The organism is Sphingomonas sp., from assembly GCF_030145815.1.
GTDB lineage: Bacteria > Pseudomonadota > Alphaproteobacteria > Sphingomonadales > Sphingomonadaceae > Sphingomonas.
Genome location: NZ_JAIXHL010000027.1, coordinates 1 through 16,275, shown reverse-complemented (window position 1 = coordinate 16,275; position 16,275 = coordinate 1). Strand labels below are relative to the sequence as shown.

General features: G+C 65.5%; 18 protein-coding genes. 11 read left to right on the top strand and 7 right to left on the bottom strand.

Annotation, left to right across the window (positions count from 1 at the left end; genetic code table 11):
• Nucleotides 1–145 precede the first annotated feature (145 nt).
• Both KYX69_RS19155 and KYX69_RS19150 read right to left on the bottom strand, forming a co-directional pair.
• Nucleotides 146–2,176: a TonB-dependent receptor gene (locus KYX69_RS19155; protein ID WP_300500342.1), complete on the bottom strand. Its 2,031-nt coding sequence runs from the start codon at nt 2,174–2,176 to the stop codon at nt 146–148.
• A 71-nt stretch (nt 2,177–2,247) separates the two neighbouring features.
• Nucleotides 2,248–2,676 (bottom strand): hypothetical protein, encoded by a 429-nt coding sequence (locus KYX69_RS19150; protein ID WP_300500340.1) that lies wholly within the window; start codon nt 2,674–2,676, stop codon nt 2,248–2,250.
• A 37-nt stretch (nt 2,677–2,713) separates the two neighbouring features.
• Between KYX69_RS19150 and KYX69_RS19145 the strand changes: the two genes are divergently transcribed.
• The 6 genes from KYX69_RS19145 to KYX69_RS19120 all read left to right on the top strand — a co-directional run bounded on the left by KYX69_RS19145 (nt 2,714) and on the right by KYX69_RS19120 (nt 7,666).
• The gene (locus KYX69_RS19145; RefSeq protein WP_300500339.1) at nt 2,714–4,228 is read left to right on the top strand and encodes a fumarate hydratase; all 1,515 of its coding nucleotides are present in this window, start codon (nt 2,714–2,716) and stop codon (nt 4,226–4,228) included.
• Between the two features lie 168 nt (nt 4,229–4,396).
• A complete protein-coding gene (locus tag KYX69_RS19140; RefSeq protein ID WP_300500337.1) occupies nt 4,397–4,690 on the top strand; it encodes a GIY-YIG nuclease family protein in 294 nt (97 codons plus the stop codon).
• Nucleotides 4,691–4,880: 190 nt separating this feature from the next.
• Nucleotides 4,881–5,801: an EamA family transporter gene (locus KYX69_RS19135; RefSeq protein ID WP_300500335.1), complete on the top strand. Its 921-nt coding sequence runs from the start codon at nt 4,881–4,883 to the stop codon at nt 5,799–5,801.
• Between the two features lie 40 nt (nt 5,802–5,841).
• Nucleotides 5,842–6,723: a hypothetical protein gene (locus KYX69_RS19130; RefSeq protein WP_300500333.1), complete on the top strand. Its 882-nt coding sequence runs from the start codon at nt 5,842–5,844 to the stop codon at nt 6,721–6,723.
• A gap of 41 nt (nt 6,724–6,764) precedes the next feature.
• Nucleotides 6,765–7,154 carry a hypothetical protein gene (locus KYX69_RS19125; protein WP_300500330.1) on the top strand — a complete coding sequence of 130 codons (390 nt, stop codon included), beginning with the start codon at nt 6,765–6,767 and terminating at the stop codon, nt 7,152–7,154.
• Nucleotides 7,155–7,162: 8 nt separating this feature from the next.
• Nucleotides 7,163–7,666: a hypothetical protein gene (locus KYX69_RS19120; protein WP_300500328.1), complete on the top strand. Its 504-nt coding sequence runs from the start codon at nt 7,163–7,165 to the stop codon at nt 7,664–7,666.
• On the opposite strand, the gene purT is transcribed toward KYX69_RS19120, so the two are convergent.
• Entirely contained in the window at nt 7,663–8,832 is a 1,170-nt protein-coding gene (gene purT / locus KYX69_RS19115; protein WP_300500325.1) for a formate-dependent phosphoribosylglycinamide formyltransferase, read from the bottom strand. The genes KYX69_RS19120 and purT overlap by 4 nt on opposite strands.
• A 298-nt stretch (nt 8,833–9,130) precedes the next feature.
• On the opposite strand from purT, the gene KYX69_RS19110 reads away from it, so the two are divergent.
• The gene (locus tag KYX69_RS19110; protein ID WP_300500322.1) at nt 9,131–10,498 is read left to right on the top strand and encodes a methyl-accepting chemotaxis protein; all 1,368 of its coding nucleotides are present in this window, start codon (nt 9,131–9,133) and stop codon (nt 10,496–10,498) included.
• A 61-nt stretch (nt 10,499–10,559) separates the two neighbouring features.
• Here KYX69_RS19110 and KYX69_RS19105 read toward each other — a convergent pair whose 3' ends face one another.
• Nucleotides 10,560–11,390 carry a 23S rRNA (adenine(2030)-N(6))-methyltransferase RlmJ gene (locus KYX69_RS19105; RefSeq protein ID WP_300500319.1) on the bottom strand — a complete coding sequence of 277 codons (831 nt, stop codon included), beginning with the start codon at nt 11,388–11,390 and terminating at the stop codon, nt 10,560–10,562.
• Between the two features lie 158 nt (nt 11,391–11,548).
• Between KYX69_RS19105 and KYX69_RS19100 the strand changes: the two genes are divergently transcribed.
• A complete protein-coding gene (locus KYX69_RS19100) occupies nt 11,549–11,869 on the top strand; it encodes a hypothetical protein (protein ID WP_300500316.1) in 321 nt (106 codons plus the stop codon).
• 272 nt (nt 11,870–12,141) lie between these two features.
• Here KYX69_RS19100 and KYX69_RS19095 read toward each other — a convergent pair whose 3' ends face one another.
• Nucleotides 12,142–12,903 (bottom strand): hypothetical protein, encoded by a 762-nt coding sequence (locus KYX69_RS19095; RefSeq protein WP_300500314.1) that lies wholly within the window; start codon nt 12,901–12,903, stop codon nt 12,142–12,144.
• 283 nt (nt 12,904–13,186) lie between these two features.
• On the opposite strand from KYX69_RS19095, the gene KYX69_RS19090 reads away from it, so the two are divergent.
• From KYX69_RS19090 to KYX69_RS19080, 3 genes are read left to right on the top strand one after another with little or no spacing between them, the layout of a single operon-like run.
• Nucleotides 13,187–13,912 (top strand): TIGR04255 family protein, encoded by a 726-nt coding sequence (locus tag KYX69_RS19090; RefSeq protein ID WP_300500311.1) that lies wholly within the window; start codon nt 13,187–13,189, stop codon nt 13,910–13,912.
• Entirely contained in the window at nt 13,887–14,474 is a 588-nt protein-coding gene (locus KYX69_RS19085; RefSeq protein WP_300500308.1) for a hypothetical protein, read from the top strand. Before KYX69_RS19090 ends, KYX69_RS19085 begins: the two co-directional genes overlap by 26 nt.
• Nucleotides 14,467–14,928, top strand: a complete 462-nt coding sequence (locus KYX69_RS19080; protein ID WP_300500305.1) for a hypothetical protein — start codon at nt 14,467–14,469, stop codon at nt 14,926–14,928. Before KYX69_RS19085 ends, KYX69_RS19080 begins: the two co-directional genes overlap by 8 nt.
• Nucleotides 14,929–15,097: 169 nt before the next feature.
• On the opposite strand, the gene KYX69_RS19075 is transcribed toward KYX69_RS19080, so the two are convergent.
• A complete protein-coding gene (locus tag KYX69_RS19075; protein ID WP_300500302.1) occupies nt 15,098–15,598 on the bottom strand; it encodes a GNAT family N-acetyltransferase in 501 nt (166 codons plus the stop codon).
• 12 nt (nt 15,599–15,610) lie between these two features.
• Nucleotides 15,611–15,916 carry a DUF1778 domain-containing protein gene (locus tag KYX69_RS19070; RefSeq protein WP_300500299.1) on the bottom strand — a complete coding sequence of 102 codons (306 nt, stop codon included), beginning with the start codon at nt 15,914–15,916 and terminating at the stop codon, nt 15,611–15,613.
• Nucleotides 15,917–16,275: the final 359 nt, after the last annotated feature.

Genomic DNA, 16,275 nt, shown 5'->3' with positions numbered 1-16,275 from the left:
GGCATGGCGCAGCAATGACGGAGGGGCCGCCGCTGCAAGCGGCGGAATTTTGCCGAGCTGTTCACGGCTGTCTGCGCAGCCGCCCCTCCACCACCGCATCGCGGCGGTCCCCCTCCCCTGAGCACTCAGGGGAGGAATTGGCTCGTCAGAACCGCGTCCGCAGCCCGAACATCACCGTCCGCCCCTCACCGGGGTGGAAGATCGCGCTCGCCGCGGTCGCAGTGATCGCCGCCGACTGATCCGACACATAATGTTTGTCGGTCAGGTTCCGGGCATCGGCAAACAGCGTCACCCCACCCAGCTCGAACCCGGCCCCGATGCCCAGCAGCGCATAGCCCGGCACCTTCATCGAGTTGTTGTAATCCGCCCAGGTCGATTGCGGCCGCCAGTCGAGGTTCGGCTCGACAAACAATCCGCTCCCGCCCTGATAGCGCAGCGAAACGCGATACGAATGCACCGGCGCGATCGGCAGCCGGTTGTCGCCATAGACCGCATCCCCATCGAACCGGAAATCCGACAGTGCATAGGTCTGGCGCAGCCGCAGCTTGCCCTCCGACCCGTCCAGGATCCACCAGTCCAGGCTCGCCTCGATCCCCTGATGCACCGTTTTGTCGGCGTTGAAGATCGTCGAGGGAATCGTCGGCGAGGTCAGGAAGCTCAGCAGCTCACCCTTCACCCACGCGCGATAGGCGGTGACATCCCACGCCACAGAGCCGCTGCGTCCGCGCGTCCCGATTTCCGCCGTCCACGCCCGCTGCGGGTCGAGCGGCGAGAACACCGATCCCAGCAGGTTCGTCTGCGCGAGCGCACCAAAATGCGGCGGCTCGACCGAGCGGGTGAAGTTCGCATAAACCTGCGCATCCCCGGTCTCGTAGAGCAGCCCAACGCGCGGCGCGAACCACTCATAGTCCTGCTCAGCCGTCCGCCCGTTCAACCGGTTCAGATAGTCGCGCCCGGCATGGCCCCAGCTCGCCCCGCCGACCAGCGCCAGGCCGTCGGTCACGAACAGCCGCCCCTCGGCAAACAGGTCGATTGCATTGGCAACCTGCCGCGCATCGCCGATCCGCGGCCCTTGCGCACTCGCCGCATTGACGAACAGATCCTGCTCGGTGACGCCCTCACGATAGAAAGCGCCAAAGAACAGGTCGGCCTTCATGCCGCCCAGCTCGCCCTTCCAGTCGAACCGCCCGAACGCGCCCTGCGTGTCAGTGTCCTGGATGATGAAGATGCCAACCGGGTGGTACAGGTCCGTCTGCGTCGCATAGACCCCGCCCTCGAACGTCAGGCTGTCGGTCAGCCGCAGCCGCGTCTGCAACGTGCCGCGAAACACGCCCTGATTGCGCCGCTGGTTCTGCACCACCGCCGTCGTCCCCGGCGCACGCGGATTGGACAGCGCTTGGTTGAGCGTCACCGTCCCCGGTACGCCCTGATAGATATCGGCGGCATAGAGGATCGCGCGCACCTCATTGTCGTCACCGAACGAATAGCCCAGATTCAGCGTCCCGCGGATCTGGTCCTGATAGCCCTGCACGCGATAGCCATCGGTGTGGGAGGCATTGACCCCGGCATAGAAGTCGAACGCCCCCGACTTGCCCGCAAGCTGCGCGACGCCGCGCACCGTGTCGTCGCTCCCGGCCTCGACCCGCACCAGCACCGGCGACTGCGCGGTCTTGCCATTGGGCGTCACGAAGTTGATCGCCCCGCCGAGCTGCGCCCCACCGAAGCGCAGCGCGTTGCCGCCCTTGTAGACCTCGACAAAGCGTGCCCCCAGCGGGTCGATCTTCTGAAAGTCCGAAAAGCCATCGGCATCGGCAAACGGCACGCCATCCTGCGCCAGCAGCACGCCGCGCTGGTGAAAGCTCTGGTCCAGGCCGGAGCCCCGGATCGACAGCCGCCCCTCCTCGCCATAGCGCTTCTGCGCCAGCACGCCCGGCACGTCGCGCAGGATGTCCGGCGTCCCGACCGCGAACCGGTCCTCATAGGCTTCGGCCGCTACCACCGACACCGACCCCGGCGTCCGCGCCAGCCGCTCACGCGCCTCGGCGACGACGGGCGGGTCTTCGGGATTGGCCTTGGCGGTGACGATGATCACCGGCACCTGATCGCTGTCATTGGCGAAGGCGGGAGTCGCAAGGCAGGTGGCCGCAAGCAGCGCGGCCGCAAACTGAGTCTTCATGATATGGGTATTCCTGATCGGCGCACGGGATCGTCGCCCCGCGCGCTGGTTCGTGTAGAGTTACGAAGGGATCAGGAAATCAGCGGCGGCCCGCGCATCGGCGGCCACAACTGCCGCCCCCGGTCGACGCGCACCACCGCAACGCCGACAAACCCCAGCGCCAGAATAAACGCCAGCGCCGCGGCGAGCAGCACCAGGTCCACCCCCGACAGCATGTCCAGCCCCAGCCCGGCAAACGCACAAGGCTGCCCCGCAGCCCGCGTCGCGCCGTCTTGTTTCACCGGCATCCCCGGGACGTCGATCTCAAGCCTCTGCTGGCCCATGCCGGTACAGACCATCACGACGATCTTGCCCGCGCGCTCGACCGGCATGAACCCCGCCGGCACGGCAAGCTTCATCGCCAGCGCCAGCGCAATCAGCGCCGCCGCCCACCAGCGATGCGAAAGGATCAGCCCCCGGAACACGAGGGCGCGGTTAGCGACTGGAAACCGCTCTGTCATCCGCTAAAGGGTGGGCAAAACGACCCAGGGACAGGCAATGGTTACGATCAAGACCGACGACCTCATCGACAGCGTCGCCGACGCGCTTCAGTTCATCAGCTACTATCACCCGATGGACTATATCCGCGCGCTGGGGGTCGCCTATGAGGCCGAACAGTCCCCCGCCGCCAAGGACGCGATCGCCCAGATCCTGACCAACAGCCGCATGTGTGCAGAAGGGCACCGCCCGATCTGTCAGGACACCGGCATCGTCAACGTCTTCGTCAAATGGGGCATGAACTGCCAACTCGACGACACCTCGCGCAGCCTGCAGGACGTGGTCGATGAAGGCGTGCGCCGCGCCTATCTCCACCCCGAAAACAAGCTGCGCGCATCGGTCCTCGCCGACCCTGCCTTCACCCGCCGCAACACCCGCGACAACACCCCCTGCGTCCTGCATGTCGAGCTGGTCGCGGGCGACAAGGTCCATATCGACGTCGCGGCCAAGGGCGGCGGGAGCGAGAACAAGTCCAAGTTCAAGATGATGAACCCGTCGGACTCGATCGTCGACTGGGTGCTCGAAATGCTCCCCCAGATGGGCGCCGGCTGGTGCCCGCCCGGCATGCTCGGCATCGGCATCGGCGGCACGGCGGAACACTGCGTCCTCCTCGCCAAAAAGGCGCTGATGGAACAGATCGACATGGCCACGTTGAAGGAACGCGGCCCGCAGAACGACCTCGAAGCGCTGCGCATCGAGATTTTCGACAAGGTCAACGCACTCGGCATCGGCGCACAGGGCCTCGGCGGCCTCGCCACCATCCTCGACGTCAAGATCATGGACGCCCCCTGCCACGCCGCGGGCAAGCCGGTCGCGATGATCCCCAACTGCGCCGCCACCCGCCACGCGCACTTCACCCTCGACGGCAGCGGCCCGGCCTATCTCGAAGCGCCCAAGCTCGACGAATGGCCCGACGTCAACTGGACTCCGGACAAGGCCGCGATCCGCGTCGATCTCGACAATCTCACCCCCGAAGTCGTTCAAAGCTGGAAACAGGGCGACCGCCTGCTGCTCAACGGCAAGATGCTCACCGGCCGCGACGCCGCGCACAAGCGCATCGCCGACATGCTCGCCGCGGGTCAGGAACTGCCGGTCGAATTCAAGGGCCGCGTCATCTATTATGTCGGCCCGGTCGATCCGGTGGGCGAAGAAGTCGTCGGCCCCGCCGGCCCGACCACCGCGACCCGCATGGACAAATTCACCCGCATGATGCTCGACCAGGGTCTGCTCGCCATGGTCGGCAAAGCCGAACGCGGCCCCGCCGCCACCGACGCGATCCGCGACGCCAAGTCGGCCTATCTGATGGCCGTAGGCGGCGCGGCCTATCTCGTCGCCCGCGCTATCAAGGGGTCCAAGGTGGTCGGCTTCGAAGACCTCGGCATGGAAGCCATCTACGAGTTCGAGGTCCAGGACTTCCCCGTGACCGTGGCCGTCGATGCGGAGGGCAACAACGTCCACCAGCTTGCTCCGCTGGTTTGGAAGGACAAGATCGCCAAGGAAAAGCTGCTAGCCTAACCCGTCGCCCCGGCGCAGGCCGGGGCCGCCAAAGGCAAAAAGCGAAAAGCTAGACAAACCGACCCATCCCTCTACCGTCGCCCCGGCGAAGGCCGGGGCCGCCACGTGGTGAAGGGAATCCCACCCAACACAGCGGCTCCGGCCTCCGCCGGGGCGACGGAGAGGTCGATGGAAAAGGGCGGCTACACCTACATCGTCACCGACCGCCCCTTCGGCGTCCTCTACACCGGCGTCACCGCCGACATCGCCGCCCGGCTCCACGCCCACCGCACCGGCACGGGGTCGAAGTTCGCCAGGAAATGGGACTGCACCCGCCTCGTCCTGATCGAGTGGCACGACCGGATCGAAGACGCGATCACCCGCGAAAAGGCGATCAAAAACTGGAAGCGCGCATGGAAATTGCGGCTGGTTTCCGAACACAATCCCAACTGGGACGATTTGTGGCCCACGCTGAATTGCTAGCTTCGTCCGAAAAACATGGCGGCCCCGGCCTCCGCCGGGGCGACGGCGATATCGTCGCCCCGGCGCAGGCCGGGGCCGCCAGAGGCAAGAACGAAAAGCTAGACAAATCGACCCATCCCTCCGCCGTCGCCCCGGCGCAGGCCGGGGCCGCCACGTCGAACGCGACTCCCCCTCCCCACGCGCCCAACCCATGATCACCTCCCCCATCTGGCTCCCCGCCACCCTGCTCGCGGCAGTCTTCCAGCCCTGGCGCACCGCGATCCAGCGCCGCGTCAGCAAAGACCTGTCGATCAACGCCGCCGGGCTGGTCCGCTACCTCTACGGCCTCCCCTTCGCGCTCGCGACGGCGGCAGCCTATCAATGGCTGATCGCCCCCGCCGCCTTCCCGACGCTCGGCCCGTGGTTCCTCGCCTATTGCATCGGCGGCGGCCTCGCCCAAATCGTCGCCACCAACCTCCTCCTGATGGCGTTCGACCGGCGCAATTTCGTCGTCGGCACCGCCTATTCGAAGACCGAAGCGGTGCAGGGCGCACTGCTGTCGATCGTCCTGCTCGGCGAGCATCTCAATCTGCTCAGCTGGCTCGGCATCGCGCTCGGCGTCGCCGGAGTGATGATCCTCTCCGCCGGCGGCAAGCGGATGTCCCCCGCTGAACTGCTCCGCGCGCTCGGCCAGCCCGGCGCGCGGTTCGGCATCGCCTCGGGCTTCTTCTTCGCGCTCACCGCCATCGCGATCCGCAGCGCGACAGTTCAGGTCGACACGCCCGACCCGATCCGCGCCGCATTGATCGTCCTCGCCGTCACCGTCGCGCTCCAGACGCTGATGCAGGGCGCGTTCCTCGTCTGGCGCGAGCGTGATCAGGTCGGCCCGGTGCTGCGCAGCTGGCGCGTCTCGGGCCAGGTCGGGCTGCTCTCCGCGCTCGGCTCGGCCTGCTGGTTTACCGGCTTCGCCACCGCCCCGGTCGCTTTGGTCCGCGTCGTCGGCCAGATCGAGGTCGCCTTCACCATCGCCTTCGGCCGCTTCTACCTCGGCGAGCATGTGTCGCGCGGCGAGGTCGCCGGACTGCTCCTCGTCACCGCCGGGGTCGTCGCGGCGCTGGCGGGAACGCTCTAGAGGCTATACGCAAAGCATCGCGGGTTGAGGGGGGAGCACCATGCGACGACCAATATCGGAGGCAGTGGCACCCGGCCTGTCCAGCCTCATCTTCATCGCCATCCCTGTCGGCATTTTCATCGCCACCGGATCGATCGACTTTGTCGGCTGGCTCAGCCTGACGTTCGGCACGATCGGCCTGGTCGCCAGCGTCGCGCTGGTAATGGGCTGGAGCTTCGGCCCGCAGCCCCGCCCGCGCCGCAGCAAGTCCGGTCGTCAACGCAGCAAGCCCGTTCACCATAAGGGGCCGCTCCCCGAACTCTCCGCCAACAAACAGGCACAGGTCCGCCGTGTGGTCAGGGTGATGGCACAGGCGGGCGTCTTCGCCCCCACTCCGCCCGACCCCGCTTTGCTCTATGCCGGTGCGGCGGAGATGAACTGGTCGATCCAGCCCGACGTCGTCCTGCTCGCGTTGCAGGAGGCCGAATATTACCACCCCGGCTTCGACCCCGCGCCACACCTCGCCAACCTCACCCTGCACGACATTCAGGTCGAAACCCCGGCGGAGCGCATTGAAGAGATGATCCGCGACCTCGAACGGCTGTCCGCCGGCGCGCTCGTGATTGCCGATCTTCAGGTCGCTCAGGAAATCATCAACCCCGCAGCGCGCACCGTCCGCACCAGCGCGACGATGACGATCAACGGCACGCCGCTCACCGTTTCCGAGGAGCACCATTTCAAGTATTTCCCGATCGGCCTACACCAGACCATCGCCGCGCACATGCCGGCCGAGCGCCGCTTCGCGTGGCTTTGGGTCGATCAGGGCGCGTTCGTCACCGCGCTCGCCCCCGGCACGGTCGAGGTGATGAACGCAGCGCTCAAGCTCACGCCGAACAGCCGCTCCTGCTGGGACTGGATCGTGAAGCCATCCGCCGCCGCTTGAGATCGCGCCGCCACCCGATAGACTTGCGCCGAGGAGGCAGGATGAAACCCACATTGATTGCCGTGGCCGCCGCAACCGCCCTGCTCGCCGCGCCACCCGCGCTCGCCCAGTATTTCGACGGCCTCAAGGGCAAGAAGCTCCGCACCGCGATCGCCGCCGCGCAGGCGCATCCGCTGGGCAGCGAAAAGAACCCGGTCCGCGCGAAGGGGCCAGAGGGCGAGCGCGCCTATCTCGCTCGCCTGCGCTGCGCCGATGGCAGCGCTCCGGCGTTCGAGCGCCAGGGCAGCACCGGGATCGGCCCCTATCACAACATCCTCGACCTTTACGCGGTCCAGTGCGCCGGGGCCGCGCCCCTGTCGGTCTATATCGACATGTACCACAAGCACGAGGAGCCCGCCCCGCTCCCCGGCTTCACCATCGTCGCGCCCTGACCGCCGGCATGGCGCGGATCGACCTCATCTCCCCCCACGCCCCGGTCAACGCCGCCACCCGGCTCAAAGCGGCGATGGAGGGGGTGACGCCCGACTCCCCGCAACAGGTCATCGGCACCGGGACCGAGCATGACATCACCCTCTGGGTCCACCGCCCCAATTTCCGCAACGACATGAAGACCCGCCTGATCGCAAGGATGCAGCCCCATGCCGGCGGCACCCGCATCCGCGGGCGACTGGGCGGGCCGCGCAGCGTGTTCGTCTTCTTCGGCTGCTGGTTCGGCTTCGTGTCGCTGTTCCTGGTGGTCGGCCTCACCATGCTCGCCGCCTCGTTCGCCGAGGGGGTCGGACTGCATGACCTGATCTTCGTCGTCGTGCCCGTCTTCATGCTGGGCGTCGGCGGCTTCATCCTGTGGGTCGGTCGCCGCGACGCGCGAGAGGACCGCACCGCGATCCTCGCCTTCCTTCACCAAACGATCGCGACCCGCCCGTTCAGCAGCCGCGACCTTTAGCGATAGACGATCCGCACCTTCCCCGCCGCCTCGGCAGCAACCCGCCGCGCGCTGTCCACATCCCCCGCCAGCGCCAGCGCCACCCCCATCCGCCGATAGGGCCGCGTCGTCGGCTTGCCAAAGATGCGCACATCGACCTCGCCACCCGGCGTTGCCAAAGCCTCGGCCAGCCCGGCATAGCCCGGCCCCTCGCTGTACCGATCCGCCAGGATCACCGCCGAAGCCGCGCCGCCGCCACGCAGCACCACCTCCGGCACCGGCAGCCCCAGCACCGCGCGCGCATGCAGGTCAAATTCGCTCAGATTTTGCGAGATCGACGTCACCATCCCCGTATCATGTGGCCGCGGTGACAGCTCGGAGAAGATGACCTCCTCCCCCTTCACAAAGAACTCGACCCCGAACAGCCCGTATCCGCCCAGATCATCGACCACCGCCCGCGCCATCTCCTGCGCCGCCGCGATCGCGCCGGGAGTCATCGCCGCCGGCTGCCAGCTTTCCTGATAATCGCCCCGCTCCTGCCGATGCCCGATCGGCGGACAGAACACGACGCCCTCCCGCGTCCGCACGGTCAACAGTGTGATTTCATAGTCGAAATCGACAAACTCCTCGACGATCACCCGCCGCCGGTCGCCGCGCATATTGGCGACCGCATAGTCCCACGCCGCCTCCAGCCCCCCGGCATCGCGCACCGTCGTCTGCCCCTTGCCCGACGAGGACATCACCGGCTTGATCACGCAGGGTAGCCCGGTGTGCTCGGCCCCCGCCAGCACCTCCACCAGGCTCTCGGCATAGCGATAGCGCGACGTGCGCAGCCCCAGCCCGACCGCCGCCACCTCGCGGATCGCATCGCGGTTCATCGTCATCATCGTGGCGCGCGCTGACGGCACGACCGTCACCCCCGCCGCCTCGACTTCCGCCAGCACTTCGGTCCGGATCGCCTCGATCTCCGGCACCACCAGGTCGGGCGCATGCCGATCGATCGCCGCGCGCAGCGCATCGCCGTCGAGCATCGAGAACACCTCGCACCCATCCGCCACCTGCATCGCCGGCGCGCCCGCATAGGAATCGCACGCGATCACCTGCGCCCCCAGCCGCTTGGCCGAGATCACGAATTCACGCCCCAATTCCCCGGAGCCCAGCAGCAGGATTTTCGCAGTAAAGGTCATGCACCCAGCGTTAGGCGATGCGACCTGCGCGGGAAATGGCAAAACCGCATACGTCCCCGATTGGCCCGATTCCCGTCCAAACGCTCAAGAAATGGTTAATTGCGTCCCCCGGGGCAATACCGCCGAACTGATACAGAATAGCGTCCACACCACTGAATTCGTTACATAATAGCGAACTCAGCGACCCTCGACCTATTGCGCCCTGGCCAAACATTGCGCCGCCAAAAGCCGCCGGCAGCACCGCCAACCTATAGTTCGATCGTTACGCTGAAACAACAATATGGAAGGCTTAACGATGATGCGCTGGTTCGAAGCGGTAGCGCCCATTCGTCAGAAAACACTAGTCGCGTTCGGAACGCTGGTCGGTCTGATCCTGGTCACCGGCCTGATTGAGCTGGTCCAGGGCGATTGGGTCGCCGCCGCGATCAACGCCGTCTGCGCCGTCGCCGCCGGTGCGCTCAGCCTGCAGTTCCGCAGGGCGATCTGCGACCCCTATGTCAACACCGTCGTGCGCATGGAGGCGCTGGCTGCCGGCGATCTCGACAGCCCGATCGCCTATACCGACTATCAGGATTGCGTCGGCCGTATGACGCGCGCCATGTTCACCTTTCGTGATACGCAGAGGCAAATTCTAGCCTCGCAGGCGCAGGCCGAAGTCGTGGCATGGCTGAGCGCGAGCCTGGAATCGCTGACCAAGGGCGACTTCACCGCCGACATCCGCGCCGAATTCCCACCAGCCTATGCCGAGCTCAAGAACAACTTCAACGCCGCGCTCGCCTCGCTGCGCAACCTGATCGGCTCGGTCATGGACAGCACGCGCAGCATCACCACCGGCTCGACCGAAATCGCCCAGGCGTCGGAGGATCTCGCCCGCCGCACCGAAGCCAATGCCGCCAGTCTCGAACAGACCTCCGCCGCCGTGGCGCAGATGCGTGAGCGCCTGCAATCCAACGCCGAAGCCGCCGAGCGCACCGTCGCCCGCGCCGACGATGCGATCCGCACCGTCGCCACCGGTCGCACCACCACCGAAGAAGCGGTGCAGGCGATGACCCGCGTCAGCGACAGCGCCAAGGGCATCGACACGGTGATCGAAGGCCTCGACAAGATCGCCTTCCAGACCCGCGTCCTCGCCATGAACGCCGCGGTCGAGGCCGGTCGCGCGGGTGAAGCCGGCCGCGGTTTCGCCGTCGTCGCCGACCTCGTCTCCGCCCTCGCCATGCGCGCCGAGGAAGAAGCCCGCCGCGCCCGTGAGCAGTTGACCGCGACGCAGACCGATATCGGCACCGCCGTCGACATGGTCCGCAACGTCGACTCTGCCTTCGCCAACATCTCCGGCGATGTCGGCGAAGTCCATGTCCTCCTCGCCGACATGGCCAGCGCGAACGAGGCCCAGGCGACCGCGATCCGCGAAATCAGCGTCGCCATCTCGTCGATGGACCAGTCGACGCAACAGAACGCCGCGATGGTCGAGGAAACTTCCGCCGCCGCCCGCAACCTGTCGCGCGAAGTCGAGATGCTCAGCGGTCAGGCCAGCCAGTTCAACGTCGGCGGCTCCGACACGCCCCGCATGACCGCCGCCGCCCCGGCGCGTCAGCCCGCGCGCAGGGCCGCCCGCGCCAACCTCCAGCTCGCCGTCGCTGGCGGGGACGGCTGGAACGACCTCTGACCGGATCGGGGGAGGATGCCCCGATCATCCTCCCCCGCCAGGCGCAGGACCGGCCCCATCCTCAACCGTCCAGCCAATCCGCCGTGATCACGCCGCGATGACCCTCCGGCGCCAGCGTCGCGCGCAGCGCCTCCAGCAGCGGCGGCAGCGCCTGCGTAAACGCATAGGGCGGATTGACGATGAACAGCCCCGCGCCGTTATAAATGCCCGGCTGATCGGCGTCATACAGCCAATGCTCGACCACCAGCATTTTCGGGATGCCGAGCCGGCGCAGCCTGTTCTTCCACTGCTGATGCGTCACGCGGTCCTTCAGCGGATACCAGATCACGCTCACCCCATGCGCCCATTTGCGGTGCGCCGCAGCCAGCGTCGCAGTAATCCGCTCACGCTCGTCGGTCTGCTCGTACGGCGGATCGACCACCACCACCCCGCGCGACGTCCGCGTCGGCAGCATTGCCAGCCACAGCTCATAGGCATCGCGCTCATGCACCGCCGCCGGCGTCCCGCGCATCGCCCCGCGCAGCGCATAGGCGTCCTCGGGATGCTTCTCATTGACGATCAGCACGTCCTGCGGCCGCAACAGCTGCGCCAGCACCCGCGGCGACCCGGGATAGAGGCGCGGTTCCTCCCCCGCATTCACCGCCCGCACCGCCGCGCGATACGCGTCCAGCAACGGGTTCGCATCGGTAAAGACCCGCGCCACCCCCTGCGCCGCCTCGCCCGTGCGCTGCGCCTGATCGCCGCCCAGGTCATAGATCCCGCACCCGGCATGCGTGTCGATCAGCGTCAGCGCCCCCTCTTTCAGCTGCAACGCTCGGACCAGCGCGATCAACAGCGCGTGTTTCACCACATCGGCGCTGTTACCGGCGTGAAAGGAGTGGCGATAATTCATCGAAGATCCAAAACCCTGCCGCTGGCCCGTGGATGCGCCACGCGCCGAGCCAGGCCTAAAATCAGCTTTCGCGTGCCGCGGCAACCGGCGGCGCAATCCACGCCCCGCCGACGCGCCCGCTAGGCCGCACCGGATCGCTCATGCTAAGGGCCGCCCCCATGTCGAAATCTCAAAGCAAAGGCGGCGCCGTCCAGGTCGACGGCATCCTCTACGATTGGCACCTGCAACGCGAACCGCATCTGTTCGATGATGAAGGCTGGCGCGGCATGACCATCGCCCTGCAAGCGCGCGACGCCCGGCGTGAGGCGCTGGTCGAATTCCCCCCGCCCAAGCGGCTGATGAAGGGCCTGCCGCCCGGTCGCCTCCAACTCGACGACGCGACGATTACCCGCTGCATCCGCGCCGCGCTGGCCGCCGGATGGGAGCCGGAGACGCGCGGCAAGCCGGTCATCTTCATGGTCGATTCCGAAGGCAACTAACCGATCATCCTCCCCCGCCAGGGGGAGGTGGCGCCGAAGGCCACGGAGGGGGAGGAGGCACGCCGGCAAGAGGCTCAAGCGCAGCCGCAGACCCATTCCTCCCCCAGCTCGCTGGGGGAGGTGGCAGCGCGAAGCGCTGACGGAGGGGCGGCCCCGCAGAGGGCCGAATTTTGCCGAGCTGCTCACGGCTGTCTACGCAGCCGCCCCTCCACCACCCGCTACGCGGGCGGTCCCCCTCCCCTGAGCAAGCTCAGGGGAGGAACTTACCCCCCTCACGGCACCAGCCCCGGCCGCTCCCCCGCGATCACCGCGCGCTCAAACTCCTGCCACGCGTCCGCCCGCGCGATCGCCTCAAGCCGCCGCCCCTGCGCAATCCGGTCCAGCGCCTTCAGCAACGCCGTGTCGGTCTCGTCGCGCGTCGCATATTCCGGCACCGTCCGCGCCTTCGCCGCCACCACCCGCTCCGCCTGCCGCGCCGCCTGTTCGCGGACCAGCAGCGTGCGCAGCAGCGTCTCCGAATAGCGCCGCCGCGTCCCCGTCACCTTGCCGCCATGGACGATCGGCTCGTCCCAGCCCTCGACGGCGCGCTCCCACGCCACCTGCTCCAGGCACGGCAGCGACCGCGCCAGCGCCGCCTCGCACGCCGCCGCAAAGTCGGGATCGCGCGCCTTCCGTCGCGTCACCGCACTGCGCGACATCCCCACCCGCTCCGCCGATTCCGCAATCTCACCCGTCTCGGCCAGCGCGCGCAGAAACGCCCGCCGCCGCACGTCCGACCACCCGTCCCAGCGTTCGCGCGGCGCAGTCTCCGCGACCTTGGTCCCGCGCAGTTCGATCCACTGCGCCTGCCACTCGGCGACCATCGCGTCCCAGCGTTCGCGAAACTCTGGCCGCCGCTGCCGCCGTTTATAGGCCGACCCGACGCACCGCCCGACCGCCTCCGCCGCCGCCCGCACCGTCCCCGTCGCCTTGAGCGCCATCAGAAACGCCGTCTCGGTATCCTGCGTCCAGCGCATATACGGTTGCTTGATCATCCCCCACCCCGTCCGTCACGTTGAGGGGAAACCAGTTATACGCGACGGGGCTTGTAGGAAAGAACATTTTGGGAACGAGCGCTGAGAGTGGCGGGTTGGGCTCTGCGGACGGCATGGACGGGCCCGTGTTTGGTGAGTTCTTAACAACCCCGGCGCACAGGCTGAAAATAGTGAACCGTCTAAACCGGCCTGATGCTCGCAGCCGCATCCCATCCAGAACGACTGGCGCGCCCGCCGTTTGCGCTGTAGCAAGCCACTATGATTCGCAGGAGCCATAGCTGAGATGAGTCCGACAAGACTGTATTCAGCTGCCCCGATCGTTGAAGCCGTAGCTGAGGTCCGTTTCGCCGCGCCAATCAACGCGCGAGCGATAAAAAGGTACGTTAGCACTATTAAGGGCTACACGGAGAACCTTCGGCAGGAAATAAGACAAGTAAAAATCAGCGTCCCGACAAGCCAAGCGAGCTTCGCCTCTCAAGGTGACCAGTATAGATTGTCGAATGAAGATTTAACTGAATGCCTTATAATCAATAGCCTTTCGATAGTTATTTCTCAATCCGCCCCTTACACAAGCTGGGAAAATTTTAATCACAGAATTTCGAGGGATTTGTTCGCCCTTCAAAAGCTTACAACGGGAAGAAAAGTTGAACGGATCGGCCTTCGTTACATCAACCGAATTGATTTTGTGGGCGATCATGGGGTTGTGCCAAATAATTATTTAAATGTCGGGTGGGCGACCCCTCCAGAATTTGGTGACCCGCAGATTACAAGTCTGCATTATCAATTTTCACTTGAAGACCTTGGCTGCAAGCTGATCCTGAAAGCCGGAACAACAAACTCCGAAGTTCCAGCGCTCGTAGCAACGATACTCGATATCGACTTAGTTGTAGACGATGACCCTCCGCAAGCCGTAGAGGACATTGTTGCAAAATTCGCCGACCTGCGTATGAAGAAAAACCAAGTTTTCGAGGATTGCATTACGAATGCCGCGCGTGAACGCTTTGGATAGCTATTTCCAGATCCCGCAGGCGGAGACTTATTCGGCTATTGATCGGGCAATTTCAGCGCGAGCAATTCTCGCTGGTGTCAGCGGGACTGGTCCACAAGCCGCTGACCAAGAAGCAAAAGTCGTAGCGGGGCAGAGCTTAGAGGAAAAGCTATTTGATGCGTTGGCAAACGCGAAGATAATAACCTCTAGGGTCGCAATGCATCTTGACCTTCACTGGCGCGACCGTTTTTTTTCGGCGCTCGACCGTATTCACGACCCAGATGTATGGGATGACTCCGACCGTCCAGTGACAGTTGAGTCCGTCAAGACATTCTTACGAGCAATGTTTTTGCTCAGCCCCCTCGAAAATCCTTCGCTCGGACTGAGCCCAAGGGGGACCATCTTAGCCGGTTGGAAAAACCGGGAGGGCAATCTGACCCTCGATTTTTCTGGTCAGGATATGGTGACATGGTCACTGAAAGCGTCCCATGGCGACTGGGATGAGCCGGCGGCGGGCATTACCCGCATCGAAAGTCTTGTAGAAAGGCTCGAACCGTACCCTCAACGAGGCCTATTTGGCTAAGCCTAAGATCAAGCCACTCGCCAACAGCGATCATGTCATGCGCTACATCGCGCCCGGCCGGCAGATGCGAGATTTTTCGACAGATGCCCTTGTAGGGATATTTCCGGCAGCTTTCGAGCTGCGGGAAGTCGATCAGGGGGCACTATCGGTCACTTGGATAGAGTATTTTGGCGGTCGTTCTGCCTCACACTGCGCCAAAGCCGCAGCCCAAATACAGAAATCCTTTAAGAAGTCCAAGGCATCCCAAGTCTTTGCGATCGGCAATGTAGGCGCGATCAAAGAGTCAGGAAACAAAGACAAATGTGCAGTTCGGGTGTCACATGAGCCGACTGCGAATAATCCTGCCCATTCCTCTATTAGGCGGTTTACAAATGAAAATGAGTACCTTCTATCCCTGTTAGCGAGTGAGGTTTTCACTGACCTCAGAGATGCCAACGGCAACATCGCAAAATAGGCTAACCATCTGTTATTAATTGATCCTGGTCTCTAGGCCATCCTCCCCCCTCCGCATTTCCCCTCCCCTTCCCCCCACGCCCCCTGCCTGCTATCGGCCACGCGAATCTTCGCATTCGCACACCGGTGCGCTCGCGCGGCATCTTGCCGCCTCCCCGCGACGCCCGGCGTCAACCTGACCCAAACGCCCCCACCACCATCTCAATCGGCAGAAACAACGTCCGGCTCTCTGCCGGAAACTCCAGGAACTCCGCGCAGCTCAGATAAAACCCCCGCGCCGCCTCGCTCTTCGCCTGCACCATCACCGCCCCGATGCCGATGCTCTGTGACGCCACCGCGATCCGGCTCAACGCGTCGGCCAGCATGTCCGCGCCGATCCCGCGCCCGGAATAGGCGCGGTCCACCGCCAGCCGCCCGATCACCGACACCGGCACGAAATTGGGCGCATTGCGCCGCAGCTTGCCCGGCACCGCCGCGCGCGCCACCGATCCGGCGGAGATACAGAAATAGGCGACCACCCGATCGCCGTCGCACACGACATAGGTCCGCGAAAACCGGCTCTCATTGTCCAGCGCGCGATGCTGCAGCCACGCGTTCAATGCGGGTTCGCCGCAATCGAACCGGCTCAGATCATGGCCCGCCGTCAGCGGGACCGGTGCCGCCAGCGTCATCGCGACGGCCGCTCAGCCTTCCCATGCCGGCTTGCGCCGCAACAGCGCACGCAGCTTCGGCCCCGGCGCGGGCGGATTGTCGAGCGCCGCCACGAACGCATCATACCGCGCCGCATCCAGCGCAAACAGCCGCTGGTCCAGCAGCACGTCGATCGCCTGCGCCCGTGCGCTATCGACCATGAACTCGGTCCGCGTCTTGCCCAGCACCGCCGCCGCCTCATCGATCAACGCGCGCGTCTGCGCCTCGATGCGCAGGTTGATGCTGCCCTTGGCCTCGGCAGAGCGGCCCGGCGGGTCGATGGCGGCGTGCTTGGTCATGCTCCGGACCTAGGAAACTGTATATACGATGTCAATACAACTCCGCATCGGAGTGTTGCTTCATTCCTCCCCCGGAGGGGGAGGGGGACCGCCGCAGGCGGTGGAGGGGTAGCTCGCCCAGCAACGACCCAGCTCGCTTGTGGAGACTACCCCTCCACCAGCTTCGCTGGTCCCCCTCCCCCTCCGGGGGAGGAAGTCGGAATGTCGCGACTGCCCGGACCCCCAACCGTCGCACCAGCTGTCGGGAAGCCCCACCCCTCAGCTCCCCTGATACCCCCCCACAAAATCCTCCCCCCTCCGCATTTCCCCTCCCCTCCCCCCCACGCCCCCTCCCTGCTCTCGGCCCCGCGAATCTTCGC

What these genes read in the sequence shown, in the direction of transcription:
- KYX69_RS19155 (WP_300500342.1), bottom strand. Translation starts at nt 2,176, where the DNA reads ATGAAGACTCAGTTTGCGGCCGCGCTGCTTGCGGCCACCTGCCTTGCG.
- KYX69_RS19150 (WP_300500340.1), bottom strand. Translation starts at nt 2,676, where the DNA reads ATGACAGAGCGGTTTCCAGTCGCTAACCGCGCCCTCGTGTTCCGGGGG.
- KYX69_RS19145 (WP_300500339.1), top strand. Translation starts at nt 2,714, where the DNA reads ATGGTTACGATCAAGACCGACGACCTCATCGACAGCGTCGCCGACGCG.
- KYX69_RS19140 (WP_300500337.1), top strand. Translation starts at nt 4,397, where the DNA reads ATGGAAAAGGGCGGCTACACCTACATCGTCACCGACCGCCCCTTCGGC.
- KYX69_RS19135 (WP_300500335.1), top strand. Translation starts at nt 4,881, where the DNA reads ATGATCACCTCCCCCATCTGGCTCCCCGCCACCCTGCTCGCGGCAGTC.
- KYX69_RS19130 (WP_300500333.1), top strand. Translation starts at nt 5,842, where the DNA reads ATGCGACGACCAATATCGGAGGCAGTGGCACCCGGCCTGTCCAGCCTC.
- KYX69_RS19125 (WP_300500330.1), top strand. Translation starts at nt 6,765, where the DNA reads ATGAAACCCACATTGATTGCCGTGGCCGCCGCAACCGCCCTGCTCGCC.
- KYX69_RS19120 (WP_300500328.1), top strand. Translation starts at nt 7,163, where the DNA reads ATGGCGCGGATCGACCTCATCTCCCCCCACGCCCCGGTCAACGCCGCC.
- purT (WP_300500325.1), bottom strand. Translation starts at nt 8,832, where the DNA reads ATGACCTTTACTGCGAAAATCCTGCTGCTGGGCTCCGGGGAATTGGGG.
- KYX69_RS19110 (WP_300500322.1), top strand. Translation starts at nt 9,131, where the DNA reads ATGCGCTGGTTCGAAGCGGTAGCGCCCATTCGTCAGAAAACACTAGTC.
- KYX69_RS19105 (WP_300500319.1), bottom strand. Translation starts at nt 11,390, where the DNA reads ATGAATTATCGCCACTCCTTTCACGCCGGTAACAGCGCCGATGTGGTG.
- KYX69_RS19100 (WP_300500316.1), top strand. Translation starts at nt 11,549, where the DNA reads ATGTCGAAATCTCAAAGCAAAGGCGGCGCCGTCCAGGTCGACGGCATC.
- KYX69_RS19095 (WP_300500314.1), bottom strand. Translation starts at nt 12,903, where the DNA reads ATGATCAAGCAACCGTATATGCGCTGGACGCAGGATACCGAGACGGCG.
- KYX69_RS19090 (WP_300500311.1), top strand. Translation starts at nt 13,187, where the DNA reads ATGAGTCCGACAAGACTGTATTCAGCTGCCCCGATCGTTGAAGCCGTA.
- KYX69_RS19085 (WP_300500308.1), top strand. Translation starts at nt 13,887, where the DNA reads ATGCCGCGCGTGAACGCTTTGGATAGCTATTTCCAGATCCCGCAGGCG.
- KYX69_RS19075 (WP_300500302.1), bottom strand. Translation starts at nt 15,598, where the DNA reads ATGACGCTGGCGGCACCGGTCCCGCTGACGGCGGGCCATGATCTGAGC.
- KYX69_RS19070 (WP_300500299.1), bottom strand. Translation starts at nt 15,916, where the DNA reads ATGACCAAGCACGCCGCCATCGACCCGCCGGGCCGCTCTGCCGAGGCC.